The sequence below is a fragment of the Microbacterium invictum genome (assembly GCF_034421375.1).
Classification (GTDB): Bacteria; Actinomycetota; Actinomycetes; order Actinomycetales; family Microbacteriaceae; genus Microbacterium; species Microbacterium invictum_A.
The window spans coordinates 917,626-935,913 of record NZ_CP139779.1; the positions used below are offsets into that span (position 1 = coordinate 917,626).

Sequence of the window (18,288 nt, forward strand, 5' to 3'; positions counted from 1 at the left end):
TCAGGATTGTAGGTCTCGGGGTGGGTGGTCGAAGGTGACCCGGCGCGCGATCACGTCACTGGCGACGGAGCGGACGCTGCGCCCCGAAGCGAAAGCGTGAGCGCGCAGCACCACCAACGCGTCGTCGACTCTGATCCGGAGCTGAGCAGCGATCATTCCGGAGGCCTGGTGCATCTCGCGCCGCGAATACGGTCCCTCGCTCATTCCCTCTTCCGTGCCGTCCAGGTCGTGGAGCACGCGACGAAGGACCTGATGGGCCGCGATGTCCGCCAGTGCCGCGACGTCGTCGACCAGAGACGGGGGCAACTGCCGAGCCGTATGCGAGAAGAGGTCGACCGAACCGACGCTCAGGTCGCCGACATGCATCGGGAACGCGAAGAGCGCGCCGATCCGCAGCGATCGGAACGCCTCCCGAGCGACGGGCCAGCTCGACCCCCCGGTGCGCTGGAGGTCGTTTTCGAGGACGGGATGCCGTGTGCTCAGCGCCTCCCAGCAGGGACCCTCGCCGAGGTCGATCTGGATCTCGTCGATCCGGGCCGCCACGGCATTGCTCGCGCACACCGTCTGGCTGCCGAGCAACCGGCCGAGCGTCGACAACGCCGCCCCCGCGACTCCGGTGACGCCGACGAAGGGGGCGCAGAGGTCGTCGGTGGGTTCGGTCGCGGCTTTCAGGCGGGCGGCGGCGGCCGCGAAGGCGTCCGATCTCGGTCCCTGCGAGGGCGAGGTGGTCATGGGTTACCGTCCGGACACCGCTGGTGAGGGCGACCGACGCGACCGCGAGCGTGCCCGCAGGCGTTCCTCGGGCGCAGGTCGAGCCTACTCTCGCACTTTCCGCTGCTGAGCGTCCGGACCGTGACGTCGAGCGCCTACTCTGGCGGAAGACCCGAAGGAGGCGCCCATGAGCGCGAACCCGGCTTCCCCTCTCCGCAACCGGCCCTGGCTGAGCTCCTACGCACCGGGGGTGCCTCACGAGATCGAGCCGGTCACCGAGACCCTGGTCGATCTGCTCGAGGGGGCGGTGTCGAGGTACGGCAGGAAGGTCGCCCTGGAGTTCTTCGGCGCCGAGACCCGGTACGACGAACTGGGGGAGCAGGTCTCGCGTGCGGCGAACGCGCTGCGCAAGCTGGGCGTGCAGGCCGGTGATCGGGTCGCCCTGGTGCTCCCCAACTGCCCGCAGCACGTCGTGGCGTTCTACGCCGCACTCCGCCTGGGCGCGATCGTGGTCGAGCACAATCCGCTCTACACCGCCCGTGAGCTGCGCCATCAGTTCGAGGTGCACGAGGCGGTCGTGGCGATCGTGTGGGACAAGGTCGCCGATGTCGTCGCCGACTTCCCGCGTGACATCGCCCCCGCCGCGATCGTCTCGGTGCGCATGCCCGATGCCCTGCCGCTCGGGAAGCGGGTGGCGCTCCGGCTGCCGGTACCGGCGGCGCGTGCGTCGCGGGAGGCGATGACGGCGACGCCGAAGGCGAAGGGAATCCTGTCGTGGTCGCAGCTGGTGAAGACCCGTCGACTGTCGAAGTCGCACCCGCGTCCCGCACTCGATGACCTCGCACTGCTGCAGCTGACGAGCGGGACCACCGGCACCCCGAAGGCGGCGATCCTCTCGCATCGGAACCTCCGGTCCAACGCCGCGCAGGGGCGCGCGTGGGTGCCGGGACTCGCCGAGGGAGCGGAGACGTTCTACGCCGTGCTGCCGATGTTCCACGCCTACGGGCTCACCCTGTGCCTGACCTTCGCGATCTCGATCGGCGCGCGGATCGTGCTGTTCCCGAAGTTCGACGTCGACCTCGTGATCGCGGCGGCAAAGACCTCGCCGCCGACCTTTCTTCCCGGAGTTCCGCCGATCTACGACGCCCTCGCCCGGGCGACCTCGCGCAAGAACGTCGATCTCACCAGCATCCGCTTCGCCATCTCCGGGGCCATGAGCCTGCCTGTGCCGACCGTGACGCGGTGGGAGGAGGTGACGGGCGGTCTACTCGTCGAGGGCTACGGCATGACCGAGACCTCGCCTGTTGCGCTCGGCAATCCGATCGGACCCTCGCGCCGCCCCGGCACGGTCGGGGTGCCGTTCCCGAGCACCGAGATCCGGGTGGTCGACCCGGATGACCCCGCCGTCGACCGCCCGATCGGCGAGGCCGGCGAGCTGCTCGTGCGCGGGCCGCAGGTGTTCCAGGGGTATTGGCACCGGCCCGACGAGACCGCGGCCGTTCTGCTCGACGACGGCTGGCTGCGCACCGGCGACATCGTCACCGTCTCGCCTGATGGCTTCGTCACCGTCATCGATCGGGTCAAGGAGCTCATCATCACGGGGGGCTTCAACGTGAGCCCGAGCGAGATCGAGCAGGTGCTGATGATGCATCCCGATGTCACCGGCGCGGCCGTCGTCGGCATGCCGCGCGCCTCCGGAGGCGAAGACGTGGTCGCCGCGGTCGTGATGAAAGACGGGGCGGCCTTCGACGCGGGCGCGCTCCGCGACTTCTGCCGGTCTCACGTCACCGCGTACAAGGTGCCCAAGCGCATCGTGGCCGTCGACGACCTGCCGCGGTCGCAGATCGGCAAGGTGCTGCGCCGCGCGGTGCGCGAGGAGCTTCTCGCCCGCTGATGCCTGCGCGCGGCCGGCGGCTCAGCGCGGGACGTGGATGCCGACGAGGCGCTCCGACACGTCCCACAGCTGTCGGGCGTCGTCCATGCTGAGGAGCGGCTGCCACAGCTCGATCTTGGTCGGGCCCCCGCCGACCAGTCGCTTCGGGCCGAAGAATTCGTCGCCGCGAGCGTCCGTCGCCGTAGCCGCCATGAGGGCCGGCTGCGCTGCGGTCTCGGGTGTCCCCGTCACGCCGATGCGAGCGAGCATACCGATCACGCGTCGTTCCGGTGTGACGCGCGTGCGCCCCATGCCGGGCTGCGCCGCGAGCAGGTTCGTCGGCGAGACACCGGGGTGCGACAGGTTGCTGCTGATGCCCCAGTCGCCCGCTCGGCTTCGTGCGTCCAGCTCGCGCGCGAAGAGGCCGACGGCGATCTTCGAGGCGACGTAGGCGCGCATCGCCTCGTAGTCCTGCTCGGAGTTCAGATCGCTCCAGGCGATCCGGCCGCTCCGGGCGGCGATGCTCGTCTGATGCGTCACCCGGGCGCGCCCCGCCCGCAGCAGCGGAAGCAATCCGAGGGTCAGCGCGAAGTGGCCGAGGTGGTTCGTGCCCCACTGCAGCTCGAAACCGTCGGCCGTCACCTGCCGGGTCGGGGGTCGCATGACTCCGGCGTTGTTGATGAGGATGTCGATGGGGCGTCCTTCGTCGTTCAGATCTGCGGCGAGGGCGCTGACGGAGGCCAGTGACGACAGGTCGAGGGTGCGGGTGCTGACCACCGCGTCGGGGACGGCCGATCGGATGCGGCTGAGCGCCGCGTCGCCCTTCGTCGCGGAGCGGACGGGGAGCACGACCTCGGCGCCGGCGGCGGCGAGGCGACGGGCGATGATGACGCCGATGCCGTCGCTCGCTCCGGTGACGACGGCGCGCTTTCCGGAGAGGTCGGGGATGGTGAATCCTGCGGTGCGTGTCATGAGCGGTGTCCTTCGTTCGCGGACCCGGATCGGGTCGTGATCCCATGGTCGATGGCCGTCGCCGCGGCATCCAGGACCCGACGATCCGTGGCTGAGCGATCCGCCCTCCCGATACCCGAGGTCAGGTCGTGAACGCCTCGGCGCCGAGGACGGCGAGGAGCTGCAGCTTCTCGTGGGTGTCGGTGCCCGGCTCGGCGGTGTAAACCAGCAGGCGGTGGGATTGGTCCGGGTCGAGGAGCGTCTGGCAGTGCAGCTCGAGCGCCCCGACCGACGGGTGATGGAAGCGCTTGACCTCGGTGGGACGTGCGCCGACCTCGTGCGCGTCCCACATCTCGCGGAAGAGCGGGTTGTCCTCGAGAAGGGCGACCATCGCCGCCGCGCGCGACTGCGGTCCTCGGAGGGCGACCAGTTCGCGCAGGCCGGAAGCGTAGACCCGTGACAGTTGGCGCTGCTCGTCCGGGGAGTATGCCGCCCGCGCGGCCGGCTCGGTGAACCACCGATAGCCGAGGCTGCGCGCGGGTCCGGTCCGGTGTGCGGCGTCCCCGAGGACCGCGACACCCAGGGGTGTCTGCCGGAGCGTCTCACCGAGCTCGGTGACGATCTCGGCCGGGGTGTCGGTCAGCCGATCGAGGATGCGCAGCATCCCCGGGCTGATGTGCTCGCTCGCGCTGTTGCGCAGCGGGGGGTGATGTCCCGCGAGCCGGAAGACGTGGTCGCGCTCGTCGAGCGTGAGGTGGAGCCCCTGCGCGATCGCGGCGATCATCTGCTCGGAGGGGTGGGGGCCGGTCGCCCGTTCGAGGCGGGCGTAGTAGTCGGTCGACATGTGGCAGAGCGCTGCGACCTCCTCACGCCGAAGACCCTCGGTGCGCCGGCGTGGCCCGCGCGTGAGCCCGACATCCTCCGGTTGCAGCGCCTCCCGCCGACGGCGGAGGAACTCCGCGAGTCCTTCCCGATCGACCACCGGTCACCCCTTTCGACCGCCCCTTTCTACGCGAGAGCGCCCACCGAAGCCAGGGTCTGTGGATCCACCCCTCACTTTCTCCTCCGCACCAACGTCCACAGCGCCACCCACTGGAGTGGTGTGAGGTCGCGGGGCAGCGAGCGCGCCGAGATGCCCGAGTCGCTCAGGGCGCGCCGCGCGGCTCTCGGGTCGAGCCCTGTTGCACTGGCGACGAGCTGATCGAGCGTTCGCCCTCTCCCGGAGAACATCGCCGCCACGAACCGTTCGTAACCCGGGCGGGCATCGAGGGGGAGCAGTGGGGCGTCGCGACGGGCGACGGTGAGGATGCCCCCGTCGACGCTCGGCGCAGGAGTGAATCCCCATCGCGGGATTCGGCCATGGAGGGCGAAGGTGTACCACGGGCCGCTCTGCGCGGTCATCATCGTCTGCCCGCCGACGCCCGCGCGTTTGCGGGCCACCTCCCACTGCGTCACGAGCACGGCATCCTTCCACTGCCGCTCGCCCAGCAGGCGGCGCAGGATCGGGGTGGTCAGATGGAAGGGGATGTTTCCGACGATCACGGGGTCGAGAAGCGGATGACGCAGGGCGTCGGCCTGTCGCACCGTGACGCCCGGCAGGGCGCGGGCGAGGCGGTGCGTGCGGTGCTCGTCGATGTCGATGGCTGTCAGTCGCCGTCCGGTGGCGGCGAGCCGTCGGGTCAGCGCACCGTCGCCGGCGCCGATTTCGAGGATCGGTCCACGGGTGTTGCGGACGAGGGCGTCGATGCGGTCGAGGGAGGGCGTGTGGGTGAGGAAGTTCTGGCCGAGTTCGTGTCGGCCGCCGTGCTGAGAACGAGGCATGGGCGTGCTCCGATGAAGAAGGGAGCACCCGGTGCGGGACGTGTCTGGCGGGGTACGCCGAAGGGCCCGTCCGAGTGCAGAAGGACTCGGAGGAGACGGCGCGATGCGACGAAGCGGTGCGCCGTCAGGCGCGGCGGTCGCGGACCAGAGCGGTGAGCGCCATCAGGGGCGCCGCGTATATCGTTCCCACGCCTCGACCGTATCAGGGTCGCCCGCGTGGGTGCATCCGAACGTCAACCCGGAAAGTGGCGCGCCCGCAGTCTCTCCACGGCGCTGTCTGCGACCAGCGACGCGATCGCGAAGATCCCGGCCACCACGGTGAGCCCGATGCCGAGGGCCATGAGGATCAGGCCGACACTCACCGTCATCTCGACGACGTCACCCACACCGCCCTCGACCAGTGCTGCCGCAACGACGATCACGACGAGGAAGGATGCCGCCGTCGCACTCCCCAACGACACGGTCGCTGCAGCGGCGGACGACTGAGCGAACAGAGCAGCGACAAGGGCGACGCCGAGAAGGACCAGCGGCAGGATCGCCCAGCCGCCACCCTCGCCGAGCAGGTGAAGGCCCGAGGTGAACCACTCCCGTCGGCCCAGGCGGAACCACGGCAGGAGGTAGCCGAGAGTCGTCAGGATGACACCGGCCAGCAGTCCGATGTCCGGGGAGAGACGCGCGCGCGAAGGTGCCATCGCAGACACCGTACCGTTCAGCGCTAGGGTGAGGGCGCTGAAGCGGTCTGGCTCGCCGGGCTCTGGCTCCGCGGGGCTAGAAGGGTGCGGGTGCGTGTGGGTCGTCGGCGGGTTCGTCGAGGATGCGGAATTCGGTGCCGGGGGTGGTCCATTTGACCCAGAGGTCGTCGGGGAGGTCTTCTTCGGGATGGAAGTGGACGCCGTGGCCGGGTGGGTTGTCGGTGTAGACCCTTCCGGTGGGGGAGGTCCATTCGATGATCCCGCTGTGGAGTTGTGTCACTTTCCAGGCGGTGAACTGTTTCATGCTGTGATGCCGTTGGCACAGGCAGCAGAGGTTGCAGATCTCGGTTCTGCCGCCGAGGGCTGCGTCGTGGTTGTGGTCGAGCTCGCATTTTCGGGCGGGCATCCGGCATCCCGGCCACCGGCAGTGTTTATCCCGGCCCTTGAGGAACCGGACCATCGCCCCGGTCGGCCGGTACTGATCCACCGCCATGATCAACCCCGTGATCGGATGAACCAGCAGCCGCTCCCACACCCCGTCACTGTTCCCCGCCAACAACCGCGCCGTCCCGGCGTCGATCGGTCCCACCCCGGCCAGGTCACACGGGACGTCACTGTGCCCCATGAGCGCCATGACCGGGATCACGACCTGCACCTTCGCCCGGATCACCCCCAACCCGCCCGGCAGCTCACCGTCGCGCACCGGGTCAAGGCTCGGGGTGGCGGTGAGGAGCATGTCCGCGAACACGTCCGCGCGGACCTCATCCAGGGACCGGGTGTCATCCGATCCCGGTTCTCGGGCGGCGATGACCTCGTTCGCCTGCCCGGTGATCCGCTGGAAGATTCCCTCGATCAGCACCGTGGAGTGCACCGCCCGCAACTCCGACATCCCCTCCCCGATCGAGTACCGGACGATCCTCCGCTGCCGGAACGCCTCCCCGTGCCGCTCGGTCAGTGTCCGGGGGTGCATCCGCTCTGCGATGACCTCCAGATCCGCCCTCGCCCTCCCGGGTGTTTCGTCCAAACAGACCTCCGCCGCGACCTGATCGAACTCCCCCTTCACCTCCGGCGGCAGGCGCCGCCCGACATCCTCCACCACCGCGACATGCGCCCGGGTGATCAGACCCTTCTCGAGGCAGTGCACCGTCGCGGGATAGTCGGTCACCAATGCGAACGCAGAATCGATCTGGCGTTGCACCGACCGGTCCGACAACCGCACCGCCGCGGCGATCTCCGCCGCCACACCCCGCAACGCCATGTCCCGATCCCGCACCACTGCCGACGACCCCTCCGCCAACCCCGCCGCGAATGCGCCGGCCTTCGCCAACACTCGGGCCTGCGCCGCCTCCGCCTGAGCCAACGCCACCTGCGCCGCCTCGACCTCACCCAGGATCCCCGTCAGCTCGGCCCGGTCCTCGTCACTGAGGAGAGTGAGCCGCGAGTTCGAACGCATGTATGAAGCATCCCACCACCCTCCGACATTGCACCTCGAAACCCTCGAGCACGGATCGAACGAGGTTCCGTCGTCTCGGGGGCCGCTGGGTCTCACTCCTTAATAAGAAACGCGCCTCAACTCGCGAAGCGCAGCCCCACCGCGTCGAGCGCGACGTCGAGCGCGCGAAACGCGCCGGGGGCCGACGCCGTGCAACGCCGCGATCTCGTCGCGGGGCCGGCCCGCGACATCCCGCAGCGTCCGAAGCCCGGCTTCGTCGAGCGCGCGCAGGGCAGGCTTCGCCAGCCCCGTCGGAAGATCACTGCCCGGCAGCGGTCGCCGCGCTCAGTCCGGGTGGGTGGAGCCGGCGCCGTACCGCGCCGCGATCTCGCCGGGATCGATCCAGCGCGAGTAGGTCGGTTCCTGCGGCCAGCCATCGGGTGAGTCCTGCCAGTCCTCCTGCCGTCCCCACGGCAGGAGGTCGACGAGGGCGAAGGTGTGACTGAGCTGCTCGGTGCCCCTCCCGTTGGTATGCCACGTGCGGTACACCGTGTCGCCGTCTCGCAAGAACACGTTCACGGCGAACCCACCGTCCACAGGCGCGTCCATATCGGCTCCGAATGGACTGTTCGCCGTGGAGTACCAGTCCATCCGGTTGCCGACCTTATCGCGGTAGGCGAGGGCCTCGTCGATGGCGCCCTGGGTGACGATGACGAACTGCGCGTCGTAATGGTCGAGGAACCCGAGGCGCGTGAACTGCGACGTGAACGACGTGCAGCCCCCGCACTGCCACTGCGCACCGGGGTGCCACATGTGGTGGTAGGTGATCAATTGCGACCGGCCCCCGAAGATGTCGACGAGCCGTGCGGGCCCCGCCTGCCCCTCGAGCACGTAGTCGGGAAGCTCCACCATCGGCAGACGCCGCCGCTGCGCGGCGATCGCGTCGAGCTCGCGGGTGGCCGCCTTCTCGCGTACCCGCAGCGCCGCGAGATCGCGTCGCCACTCCTCTTCGCTGACGACGGGCGGGAGAGCAGACGTCACGGTGCTCATGGGTTTCCTTTCCTCGTGGGACGGATGCCGCGGTTCAGCGCACCGCCGAGCGCAGGTCTTCGCCGGCTCCGCCGACGGCCGACGACTCCGTCGCCGGGGCCGGCCGGGCTGCATCGGACGTCTCGTCCGACACAGGAGGCGGCGCCGTGGCGTACGCACGCGACAGGCGCCGGTACGGTGCGGAGAAGAACGCCAGCAGCACGACGACCAGCAGGATGGCGCTCGCGGCCACGAAGACCAGCGCGATGCCCCGGGCCTCACCGGGCCCGAGCAGCCAGCCGAGCGAGGACTGCCCCGCCTCGGAGTTCATGAACGGGATCAGCCAGAACTGCGCGAGCGGCCCCACGATGAACGCCGACACCGGAGCGGCGGCCGACTCGACGCTGGCAGCGAAGCCGAAGACGCGTCCCTGCGTCTCGTAGGGCACGACCCGCTGGATGATCGTCTGCTCCGACGCCTCGGCGATGGGCATGAGGCACATGAAGATCAGGAGCCCCAGGGCGTAGAGCCACCACCATTCGCGGATGGCGAAAGTCATCCCGAGGATCGCGATCGCGACGTTGATGAGCAGGAGCGTGCGCACCGGGTTCTTCCCCAGGCCGAACTTCGCCACGAGGCCGCCGCCGATGATGAACCCGAAGCTGGTTATGCCGAGGATGATGCCCCAGACCTCGACGGAGAAGAGCTCCAGGCCGTAGGGGTCCATGAGCGCCATGAACACCCCGCCGACGAGGTTATTGAAGGTCGTGAACAGGATGAGGGCGAGGAGCCCGGGCACGACGATCACCGCGGGGATGACGCCGCGGAACCCGGTCTGCGGCACGACCCCTTCGACGTGGACGACCCCACGCTCGGGGATCGGCACGAACAGCAGATGGGTGAGTGCCACCGCGGTCGCGGCGATCGCGATGACCACCGTCCAGCCCATGCCGAGAAGGCCGACGGACAGCCCCGAGAAGACACTCGTGACCATGAAGGCGATGCCGTGCACGGCCCCGACCAGACCATTGGCGCGGTCGCGCCGGTCGGAGGGGATCAGCAGGGTCACGGTGGTGGAGAGGGCGATGTTGCGGAGATTCTCGACCACCCCGCCGATCAGGATGACGCCGGCGAACACCCAGAACCACGGCCCACCCCAGTCCACGAGCACGCTCTCGGGGAAGGAGAGGTACAGCGCCCCCGCCAGCAGGTAGGTCACCAGGGTCACGGTGCTCGACAGCAGCATGACCGCCTTCTTCTTCATGCGGTCCACCAGCACCCCGAACACGACGCCGAGGAGGGCGACCAGCAGCATGTACGAGCCGCCGATGATCGAGGTGGCGAGCACCGACCCCGTCTCGAGGTACGCCCAGAAGGTCAGGGCCCACCACAGATAGCTCGACGTGACGTTCGCGACGGCGGTGTTGACGAGCACCTGGTAGAACGCGCGGATGGTCCGCGGGCCCGGGGTGTACGCGGCGGCATCCGTTACCTGCGTGCTCATCGTGCTCATTCCCGTCGTGGTGAAACCGCTCGTCCCGCCTGCTGCGGTAGACTCATGTTCACACCGTGAACATCGGCGGTGGCGCCAATCTACACACCCGGAGCGGAGGAGGCAATGGCCGATGCCGCTCGGACGTATCATCACGGAGACCTCCGACACGCCCTCGTCCAGGAGGGGCTCGCGCGCGCGCGAGACGGCGGTCCGGGCGCCGTCTCGCTCCGCGAGATCACCCGCGCCGTCGGCGTCTCGCCCAACGCGGCCTACCGGCATTTCGCCGACCGCGACCATCTCGTGCGCGCCGTCGCCGGGCAGGCCCAGCGCCTCCTCGCGGACGCGATCGCCGAGCGGGTCGCCGCCGCGCCGTCCGCGCTCGGCCGCGCCGCGGCATCCGTCGAGCGACTCCGCCGCGTCGGCCTGGCCTACATCGCGTTCGCCGTGGATGAGCGCGGCTGGTTCGAAACCGCCTTCTTCACCCAGGACACGCGGGCCAGCGAGGGCATCGTCACGCTCGACGACGAGATCGTCGCGCCCTTCCGGCTGCTGATGGACGTGCTCGACGAGATGGTGCAGGCCGGCGCGCTCGCCCCCGAGCGCCGCGCCCTGGCCGAATGGCCCTGCTGGTCGGCGGTGCACGGCTTCGCCGACATCGCCGTGCACGGGCCGGTGCGCTGGCAGTCGCGCGAGGTCATCGACACTCTGGCGGCGAGCGTCGTGGAAGCGGCCATCGTGGGCGTACGGGGGACGACGGCTCCTGCGTGACGGGACGGAGACTCCCGGACGACGGTGGCTCCCGGATGACCGCGGGACCGCGATCTCACACCGGAGCCGGCGAGCAGTGCCAGCGCGCCTCCTTCCAGCCGCCGGGCGTCCGCTTCCATACGATCGTGGCGATGCAGGGATTCTCGATCACGGAATCGCCGATCTCGACGCGCTGCACGAACCGGACGACGCTGTACCCGAGGTCGCCCGCCTCCTCGCCGTGGTAACCGACAACGCGGGATGACAGCACGGCACCGGCCGTCCGCATGGCGGCGAAGTTCGTGGCCATGTAGGCCTCCCACTCCGCGGTGGAGTCGATGACCACCGACCGCCCCTGGGGGTCGACGTCGACGATGCCGTAATCGTCGTCGACCATCGCCCGAAGGGCCTCCAGATCCAGCGCGTTGACGGCATCGAGCAGTGCCTGGGTCTGCATCCGCAGGGGTTCTGTCGACATGTCGGCTCCTTCGCGTCCCTGGTGGTGACGCTACTCGTCCTCGGGGACGCCGGGGCCACTCGGCCTGCGGCCGCTGGGCGGCGGACGGCTCCCGACCGCGGAGCATAGGTCACTGCCACCCTTGTCGTCACCCCCGTGCTCGCAGAGAGGACGCCGGGGTGTACTCGAGAAACACTGGCGAAAGGAACCCCATGAGCGGAAACATCGACGGCGAGGCCCTTCCCGGGACGGAGGACGTCGGCGAGACAACCCCCGGCATCGCCGACACGACGGTCACGGGTGAGGACGACCTCGCCCAGCTCGAGTTCGAGGGGCGCCTCCCCGACGCCGACACCCTCGCCGCCGACGCGCCCGAAGAGGCCTACCCCGACGAGGTCCTCCAGCCCGAGACGCAGGGCGACGACCCCGTCGCCGCCGAACTCGGCGAGGAGGGGCAGGGCGACCTGGCTCCGGAGGATCTGTAAGCCCGCCGCTCACGCGCACGGAAGTCAAGAGCCCGGATCGGATGCCGCGCCGCGGCCAGAATGGGGACATGATCTCCATTCCCACGGTGACCCTCAACGACGGCGTGTCCTTCCCCCAGATCGGTCTCGGCACCTACAACCTCCGCGGGGCGGACGGATCGGATGCGATCGTCGCCGCCCTCGAGTCCGGCTACCGACTGCTGGATTCGGCGGTCAACTACGAGAACGAGCGTGAGGTGGGCGAGGCGGTTCGGAGGTCATCCGTTCCCCGCGACGAGATCCTGGTGACCTCGAAGATCCCCGGGCGTGAGCACGGCCGCACCGAGGCAGTGCAGAGCATCCGAGACTCGCTCGGCCGGCTCGGCCTCGAACGCATCGACCTGCATCTCATCCACTGGCCGAACCCGAGCGTGGGGAAGTACGTCGACACCTGGCGCGGCATGATCGAGGCGCGGGAGCAGGGCCTCGTCCGCTCGATCGGAGTGTCGAACTTCACCGAGGAGATGCTCACCGAGCTGGTCGAGGCGACAAACGTCGTCCCGGCGGTCAACCAGGTGGAGCTCCACCCGTACTTCCCGCAGACAGCGCTCCGCGCATTCCACGACGAGCTCGGAATCCGCACCGAGAGCTGGAGCCCGCTCGCCCGGCGCAGCGAGCTGCTCAGCGAGCGGGTCATCGTGCAACTCGCCGAGGCGCACGACAGGACTCCGACGCAGATCGTGCTGCGGTGGCATGTCGAGCTCGGCAGCACCGCGATTCCGAAGTCGGCCGACCCCGCGCGCCAGCGCGAGAATGCCGATGTGTTCGGCTTCTCGCTCAGCGCCGACGAGGTCGCCGAGATCAGCGGTCTGGAGCGCGGGCGGCTCTGGGACGGCGACCCCCTCACTCACGAAGAGATGTGAGCCACTCCGCGTAGGTCTGGTCGCCACGGCGAGGCTCGCCGACGGGGAGGCCGCGCCCCTCGCGGAGCGCCTTCATCTGCTTCGTCGGCAGGCTCACGGAGGGGGTCCAAACCCGTTCACCGCGGGTCCCCGCGTAGTCGGCGACCATGCGATCGAGCGCCTCCTCGAGAGGACCGGCGATCTCCTGCGCCCGCCCCCGCGGGGCGCCGACGGCGACGTCGGCGAGGTACGCCCCCACCTCGGTCGCGGCGACCGGTTGCAGGCGGGCCCGCGGCGCGAGGTGGATCGGGCCGAACGCCGCCTGCCGGTAGATCTGCGCGGCGAACTCGTGGAACTGCGTCGAACGCACGATGCTCCACGGCACGCTCCCGGCCGTGACGAGCCGCTCCTGCGCGACCTTCCCGGCGTAGTAGTCGTAGGGCATGCGGTCGATGCCGACGATCGAGAGGGTCACCAGGTGCGAGGTCCCCGCACGCTCGGCCGCGGCGAGGAGGTGCCGGGCGCCCGCTTCGAAGAACGCGACCGACGCTCTGGCCGACAGGGCGGAGAGGTTCGTGGTGTCGATCACCGCAGCGGCGCCGCGGAGCGCGTCATCCAGTCCGTCGCCCGTGGCGACATCCACCCCGTTCGAGCGGCTGAGCGCGACGGCGTCGTGCCCCTTCTCGCGCAGCGCCCGCACAGCGTGCGCGCCCACGGTTCCCGTTCCTCCGACGACGGCGACCAGCATCGGCACCCCTTTCCTCGTGCACAGCTTGCCGCACCCGGTCAGGCTCCGCAGCAGGGGCCTCGGTTAGCGTGGAGGGATGCCCACCCCCTTCGACGCCCTCGACGACTTCATCGCCCTTCCCCGCGTGGAGGGTCTGGCGCTCTCACCCGACGGCACCACTGTCGTGCTCACGGTGGCGGCGCTGAAGAAGGATGCCACGGGCTACGAGCGCTCACTGTGGGCGGTGCCCGCCCGGGGCGAGGGCGCGCCTCGACGGCTCACCCGGTCGGCGAAGGGCGAGAGCGGTGCAGCGTTCACCCCGGAAGGCGACATCCTGTTCGTCTCGACGCGCGATGACATCGAATCGGATGTCGACGACGAACCCGGCCAGCTCTGGCTGCTCCCGGCGCGCGGGGGCGAGGCCCGCCCGGTGACCCGGCTCGCCGGGGGCGTGAGCGGCATCGCCGCGACGGCGGAGCAGACCGCACGCGTCGTCGTCTCGGCGCCGCTGCTCCGCTCGTCCGACTCGATCGAGGATGACGCGGCGCGCCGCGCCGAGCGCTCCACGAAGAAGGTCTCGGCGATCCTCCACGACACCTACCCGGTGCGGTTCTGGGACCACGACCTCGGCCCCGCCGAGCCCCACCTCCTCGGCATCGACCTCGCGGGGCTCGCCGACACACTCGCGGCCGCCGTGGAGGACACCGCCGCCGAAGAGGCCGAAGCCGTCGCTGAGCACATCGGGTCCGCTGCCCCGGCGCCCACCCCGTACCCGGCGACCCTGCCGCGGCCGACCGATCTGATGCCCACTCCCGGCCGCGCCCTGCGGCATGCCTCGACGGCGCTGAGCCCCGACGGCGCCAGCCTCGTCGTCTCGCTCGACCGCGCCGAACCGCGCGGCGGCCGCCGCATCCTCGTTCGGATCGACACCGCCACCGGAGAGACCGCGGTGCTTCGCGACGAGCCCGGATTCGACATCGAGATGCCCGCGATCAGCCACGACGGCACGCGGATCGCCTACCTCCGCACCGCGGTGCGCACTCCCTCTGGCCCGACGCCCGAGGAGCTGTGGATTTCGCGGCTCGACGGTTCGGAGGCCCGACGCGTCGCCGCCGACTGGGACCGCTGGCCGTCGTCGATCGCCTTCGCCGCGATGGACGACGCGCTGATCGTCACCGCGGACGACGACGGGCGGGGGCCGGTCTTCCGCGTACCTCTGGACGGCGGAGAGGTGACGCCGATCGTGTCGGACGATTTCACCTATTCCCACGTGGTGGTCGATCGCGCAGGAGGCGGGTTCGTGGCGCTGCGATCGTCGTGGCTCGTCCCGCCCCACCCCGTCCGGGTCGACGCGACGGGTGCGGTGACGCCGCTTGCCACACCCGCCCCGGCGCCCGCGGCTCCGGGCCGGATCACCGAGGTCGAGACGACCGCCGAGGACGGCGCGCGGATCCGCGCGTGGCTGGTCCTCCCCGAGGGTGCGTCAGCCGACGCGCCGGCCCCGCTGCTGCTGTGGATCCACGGCGGGCCGCTGAACAGCTGGAACGCGTGGAGCTGGCGGTGGGCGCCGCTGCTGGCCGCCGCACGCGGGTACGCCGTGCTGCTTCCCGACCCGGCACTGTCCACCGGCTACGGGCTGGATTTCATCGCCCGAGGCTGGAACAGCTGGGGCGGGAAGCCCTACACCGACCTCCTCGCGATCACCGACGCCGTCGTCGCGCGCGACGACATCGACGAGACCCGCACCGCCGCGATGGGCGGCTCGTTCGGCGGTTACATGGCCAACTGGGTCGCCGGCCACACCGACCGGTTCCGCGCGATCGTGACCCACGCGAGCCTCTGGGCGCTCGACCAGTTCGCGGGCACGACCGACAGCTCCGACTACTGGCAGCGCATCTTCACGTCGGAGGCGATGTTTGAGCACTCACCGCACCGCTTCGTCGCCGACATCCTCACTCCCGTCCTCGTCGTGCACGGAGACCGCGACTACCGGGTGCCGATCGGCGAGGGGCTGCGCCTCTGGTCGGATCTCGCCGAGCACCACGCCGACGCCGAGGGACGGATGCCGCACCGCTTCCTGTACTTCCCGGACGAGAATCACTGGATCCTGAAGCCCCAGCACGCCGTGGTCTGGTACGAGACGGTCTTCGCATTCCTCGCCGAGCACGTGCTCGGCGAGGAGGCGGCGCCACCGGCGGTCCTGGGCTGACCGCGAAGAACGCGTCGTGAGCGACGGTGCTCTCTCAAATCGGTCGCTCTCTCCAACCGGGCGCCTTCTTCAATCGGGCGTCCTCTTCAATCGGGCGCCGTCGACAGTCGCGCGCGGACTACAGCCGGGCGCCGTCGTCGTCGGGATCGTTCAGCCCGACCTTCTGACCGCGCCACGACTCGTACGCGATGAGCCAGCCGATCGAGACGGCGGCGGCGACGACGAGCCCAAGTCCCACCGACCCCCAGATCAGTCCGAACAGCGCGCCCCCGCCGAAGATGAGGACGCTGCCGATCACCCAGTTGGTGCGGCCGCGGGGCCAGCCGGTGCGAGAAGCCATGCGCTCAGCCTACGACTGCGCCCCGCATCCAGCGGGCTGTCGAGAGGCCGTTCCGATCACTCTTCGTCGGGCCCCCACGAGAGCATCCAGTCGATGCCGAACCGATCGGTGAGCATCCCGAACCGACCGCCCCACGGCGGCGCCTCGAATGGCGCCGTCACGGAGCCGCCCTCGGCGAGGGCGTCCCAGTACCCCTGCAGCTGCGCCTCGTTGCTGCCGCTCACCGAGACGGCGATCCCCGCGGGCTCGCGGTAGGGCATGCTGCTCGGGGTGTCGGAGGCCATGAGGACCAGACCATCCGGGGTTCGCAGCTGTGCGTGCATGACGAGATCGGCGTCGGCCGGGTCTTGCACCATCCCCTCCCACTGACCGAAGGTGTCGATCGACAGATCGCCGCCGAACACGCGGTGGTAGAACTCGATCGCCTCCCGCGCGTTGCCACGGAACTGCAGGTACGGGTTGAGTGTGGTCATCGCTGATCCTCCGTAGGGTTCGCGGCCCCAGACCCCCCGGAGCCGCCCGATGCCAGTGTGCCCATGCCCTCCGACATCGCGCTCTCAGCGGTCGCGGTGATCCTCGGGATGCACCCGCGGCCCGCGGCGCTGCTCGTGCACTCCGCTCAGGCCGATCAGACGGATGACTCGTTGACGATGGCCGGTCCAGGGGGCGAGGAGCTCCAGCATCCCGTCGTCGTCGGTGCGCGCGCCGGTGAGGGCGAACCCGACCTCGTGCGCCACGTGGTAATCGCCCACGCTGACGGCGTCGGGGTCGCCGAAGGCGCGGATCCTCGTCTCCGCCGCGGTCCACACCCCCACCCCGGGCAGGCTCGTCAGCACGCGGTCGCGCTCATCGCCCGTCGGAGCGGCATGGGTGGCCCGTTCGATGCGGGTACCCCGTTGCGCGGCGGCGACGAGGGTGCGGGCCTGTGGCGGTTCGAGACCCGCACGGTGCCACGCCCAGGACGGAACGTGGCGCCAGCCGTCGACCGAGGGAGGTGCGTGCATCGGCACGGGCGTCGGCCCGGGCGCGCGCTCGCCGAATCCGCGGACGATCCGCCGCCAGGCGGCGAACGCCTGCTTGCCGGTGACCTTCTGCTCGATGATCGCGCCGGCGAGCGCATCGAAGACGAGGTCGGTGCGGCCGAGCCGGAGCCCGGGATTGCGGCGATGGGTCTCGGCGACGAGGGGATGCAGCGACGCGTCGAACCCCTCGAGGTCGTCGTCCCGCCCGCACAGTGCCGGAAGCTGCGAGATCGCCCAGTCGGCTCCCGGCCCCCACGCGGCCCCGCGCACCGCTCCGCCGGCGGCCTGGCGAAGCGCGACCGTCGCCACCCCCTCGGGCGTGCGGCACGCCCGCCAGAGCACGTGCCCGGCGTCGAGGTGGGTCGGGTCTCCGGCGCCCCGGCGCTGGAACAGCAGCACTCGCCGGAGGTCGAGCGGATGTCGCGGACGGTACTCGGTCTCGATCGGCGGACCACTCGGCGCACCGCCCGGTGACGCTCGCCGGGCGGGCGGGAATCGCTCGCCGGAACGCCGCGGAAGCCGGGGCGGAACAGGCGAGGTCACCCCTTCACGGTACGCGCGTCCACCGACATCCTGCCCCGTGTCCGAGAGGGGTCCGGCGTCGCTTATGCTCGCCGAGGAAAGGAAGGTGTCAGTGATCACTCCCCTCGTCCCCGCAGTGAGAATCGTCATCCCCTGGCGTCCGGCGCCGTCGCGTCTGGACGCCTTCGACCGCGTCGTGGCCTGGTATCAGCAGAACCTCCCCGGCGTGCCGATCCTGACGGTCGACACCGGCGATGATCCGTTCGTGCTCGCCGCCTGCCGCAACGCGGCGATGCGCGACGCCGCGGACGACGAGGTCGTGGTCGTCGGTGACGCCGACACGATCCCCGAGCGCGAGCCCCTGCTCGCCGCGATCCGTGCGGCGGCGACGAGCGATCTGGTGCACCTGCCCTACGACGAGTACCGCTGGCTCGGCCGCACCGGGTCCGCCGACTATGCCGCCGGGGTGCCCCTCGAGCGCTGCGTCGTCGAGCAGTTCGTCGACGGCGCCTGCTCGGGCATCTACGTCGCGACGCCCCGCACCTGGGCTGCCCACGGGGGGCAGGACGAGGGCTTCCGCGGTTGGGGATTCGAGGATGCCGCGTGGTACCTCGCCCACCTGACGCTCCTGGGTGCGCCCCCGCGCCGCCACCGCGGGCGGGTCTACGCCCTTCACCACATCGGAGAGGTGCGCGCCGGCACCGCGTACGACGCCAACGCGGCGCGGATGGAGCGGTACCGCGCGGCCGCGGACGATCCGGAGCGAATGGCCGCGCTCGTCTTCGGCTACGAGGATCTGGATGCCGCGGTGCTCGCGGAGCTGGGCGGGGAACCCGACGCCGTGCCTGACGCCGTCAGCTGAGCACCGCGCCGTCAGCTGAGCACCGCGCCGTC

20 protein-coding genes are annotated in these 18,288 nt (G+C 70.5%); 6 read left to right on the plus strand and 14 right to left on the minus strand.

Annotated features, from left to right (window positions below):
* A complete protein-coding gene (locus T9R20_RS04370; RefSeq protein WP_322411327.1) occupies nucleotides 1-732 on the minus strand; it encodes a GAF and ANTAR domain-containing protein in 732 nt (243 codons plus the stop codon).
* A gap of 166 nt (nucleotides 733-898) precedes the next feature.
* Here T9R20_RS04370 and T9R20_RS04375 point away from each other — a divergent pair, with 166 nt between their 5' ends.
* Entirely contained in the window at nucleotides 899-2,605 is a 1,707-nt protein-coding gene (locus T9R20_RS04375) for a long-chain-fatty-acid--CoA ligase (protein WP_322411328.1), read from the plus strand.
* A gap of 21 nt (nucleotides 2,606-2,626) precedes the next feature.
* Here T9R20_RS04375 and T9R20_RS04380 read toward each other — a convergent pair whose 3' ends face one another.
* The 8 genes from T9R20_RS04380 to T9R20_RS04410 form a co-directional block, all read right to left on the minus strand.
* Complete coding sequence (locus T9R20_RS04380) at nucleotides 2,627-3,556, minus strand: SDR family oxidoreductase (protein ID WP_322411329.1); 930 nt, start codon at nucleotides 3,554-3,556, stop codon at nucleotides 2,627-2,629.
* A gap of 121 nt (nucleotides 3,557-3,677) precedes the next feature.
* Entirely contained in the window at nucleotides 3,678-4,517 is an 840-nt protein-coding gene (locus tag T9R20_RS04385; protein WP_322411330.1) for a helix-turn-helix transcriptional regulator, read from the minus strand.
* A gap of 71 nt (nucleotides 4,518-4,588) precedes the next feature.
* Nucleotides 4,589-5,356: a 23S ribosomal RNA methyltransferase Erm gene (gene erm, locus T9R20_RS04390; RefSeq protein WP_322411331.1), complete on the minus strand. Its 768-nt coding sequence runs from the start codon at nucleotides 5,354-5,356 to the stop codon at nucleotides 4,589-4,591.
* A 233-nt stretch (nucleotides 5,357-5,589) separates the two neighbouring features.
* The gene (locus tag T9R20_RS04395; protein ID WP_322411332.1) at nucleotides 5,590-6,048 is read right to left on the minus strand and encodes a hypothetical protein; all 459 of its coding nucleotides are present in this window, start codon (nucleotides 6,046-6,048) and stop codon (nucleotides 5,590-5,592) included.
* Between the two features lie 76 nt (nucleotides 6,049-6,124).
* Entirely contained in the window at nucleotides 6,125-7,501 is a 1,377-nt protein-coding gene (locus tag T9R20_RS04400; RefSeq protein WP_322411333.1) for an HNH endonuclease, read from the minus strand.
* 99 nt (nucleotides 7,502-7,600) lie between these two features.
* Nucleotides 7,601-7,813 carry a helix-turn-helix domain-containing protein gene (locus tag T9R20_RS17070; protein WP_416182965.1) on the minus strand — a complete coding sequence of 71 codons (213 nt, stop codon included), beginning with the start codon at nucleotides 7,811-7,813 and terminating at the stop codon, nucleotides 7,601-7,603.
* A 12-nt stretch (nucleotides 7,814-7,825) separates the two neighbouring features.
* Complete coding sequence (locus T9R20_RS04405; protein WP_322411334.1) at nucleotides 7,826-8,530, minus strand: DUF899 domain-containing protein; 705 nt, start codon at nucleotides 8,528-8,530, stop codon at nucleotides 7,826-7,828.
* A gap of 34 nt (nucleotides 8,531-8,564) precedes the next feature.
* A complete protein-coding gene (locus tag T9R20_RS04410) occupies nucleotides 8,565-10,013 on the minus strand; it encodes an MFS transporter (protein WP_322411335.1) in 1,449 nt (482 codons plus the stop codon).
* Nucleotides 10,014-10,127: 114 nt separating this feature from the next.
* Here T9R20_RS04410 and T9R20_RS04415 point away from each other — a divergent pair, with 114 nt between their 5' ends.
* Nucleotides 10,128-10,772 carry a TetR/AcrR family transcriptional regulator gene (locus T9R20_RS04415; RefSeq protein ID WP_322411336.1) on the plus strand — a complete coding sequence of 215 codons (645 nt, stop codon included), beginning with the start codon at nucleotides 10,128-10,130 and terminating at the stop codon, nucleotides 10,770-10,772.
* Between the two features lie 55 nt (nucleotides 10,773-10,827).
* Here T9R20_RS04415 and T9R20_RS04420 read toward each other — a convergent pair whose 3' ends face one another.
* Complete coding sequence (locus T9R20_RS04420) at nucleotides 10,828-11,229, minus strand: YybH family protein (protein ID WP_322411337.1); 402 nt, start codon at nucleotides 11,227-11,229, stop codon at nucleotides 10,828-10,830.
* 191 nt (nucleotides 11,230-11,420) lie between these two features.
* Here T9R20_RS04420 and T9R20_RS04425 point away from each other — a divergent pair, with 191 nt between their 5' ends.
* Both T9R20_RS04425 and T9R20_RS04430 read left to right on the plus strand, forming a co-directional pair.
* Entirely contained in the window at nucleotides 11,421-11,693 is a 273-nt protein-coding gene (locus T9R20_RS04425; protein WP_322411338.1) for a hypothetical protein, read from the plus strand.
* A 68-nt stretch (nucleotides 11,694-11,761) separates the two neighbouring features.
* Nucleotides 11,762-12,595, plus strand: a complete 834-nt coding sequence (locus T9R20_RS04430; protein WP_322411339.1) for an aldo/keto reductase — start codon at nucleotides 11,762-11,764, stop codon at nucleotides 12,593-12,595.
* On the opposite strand, the gene T9R20_RS04435 is transcribed toward T9R20_RS04430, so the two are convergent.
* Entirely contained in the window at nucleotides 12,576-13,322 is a 747-nt protein-coding gene (locus T9R20_RS04435) for an SDR family oxidoreductase (protein ID WP_322411340.1), read from the minus strand. The genes T9R20_RS04430 and T9R20_RS04435 overlap by 20 nt on opposite strands.
* A gap of 76 nt (nucleotides 13,323-13,398) precedes the next feature.
* Here T9R20_RS04435 and T9R20_RS04440 point away from each other — a divergent pair, with 76 nt between their 5' ends.
* Nucleotides 13,399-15,510: a S9 family peptidase gene (locus T9R20_RS04440; RefSeq protein WP_322411341.1), complete on the plus strand. Its 2,112-nt coding sequence runs from the start codon at nucleotides 13,399-13,401 to the stop codon at nucleotides 15,508-15,510.
* Between the two features lie 118 nt (nucleotides 15,511-15,628).
* Here T9R20_RS04440 and T9R20_RS04445 read toward each other — a convergent pair whose 3' ends face one another.
* The 3 genes from T9R20_RS04445 to T9R20_RS04455 form a co-directional block, all read right to left on the minus strand.
* Nucleotides 15,629-15,850 carry a hypothetical protein gene (locus T9R20_RS04445; RefSeq protein WP_322411342.1) on the minus strand — a complete coding sequence of 74 codons (222 nt, stop codon included), beginning with the start codon at nucleotides 15,848-15,850 and terminating at the stop codon, nucleotides 15,629-15,631.
* Nucleotides 15,851-15,906: 56 nt separating this feature from the next.
* Nucleotides 15,907-16,323, minus strand: a complete 417-nt coding sequence (locus tag T9R20_RS04450; RefSeq protein WP_322411343.1) for a VOC family protein — start codon at nucleotides 16,321-16,323, stop codon at nucleotides 15,907-15,909.
* An 84-nt stretch (nucleotides 16,324-16,407) separates the two neighbouring features.
* Complete coding sequence (locus tag T9R20_RS04455; RefSeq protein ID WP_416182940.1) at nucleotides 16,408-17,415, minus strand: DNA-3-methyladenine glycosylase family protein; 1,008 nt, start codon at nucleotides 17,413-17,415, stop codon at nucleotides 16,408-16,410.
* Nucleotides 17,416-17,506: 91 nt separating this feature from the next.
* On the opposite strand from T9R20_RS04455, the gene T9R20_RS04460 reads away from it, so the two are divergent.
* Complete coding sequence (locus tag T9R20_RS04460) at nucleotides 17,507-18,256, plus strand: hypothetical protein (protein ID WP_322411344.1); 750 nt, start codon at nucleotides 17,507-17,509, stop codon at nucleotides 18,254-18,256.
* Nucleotides 18,257-18,288 lie beyond the last annotated feature (32 nt).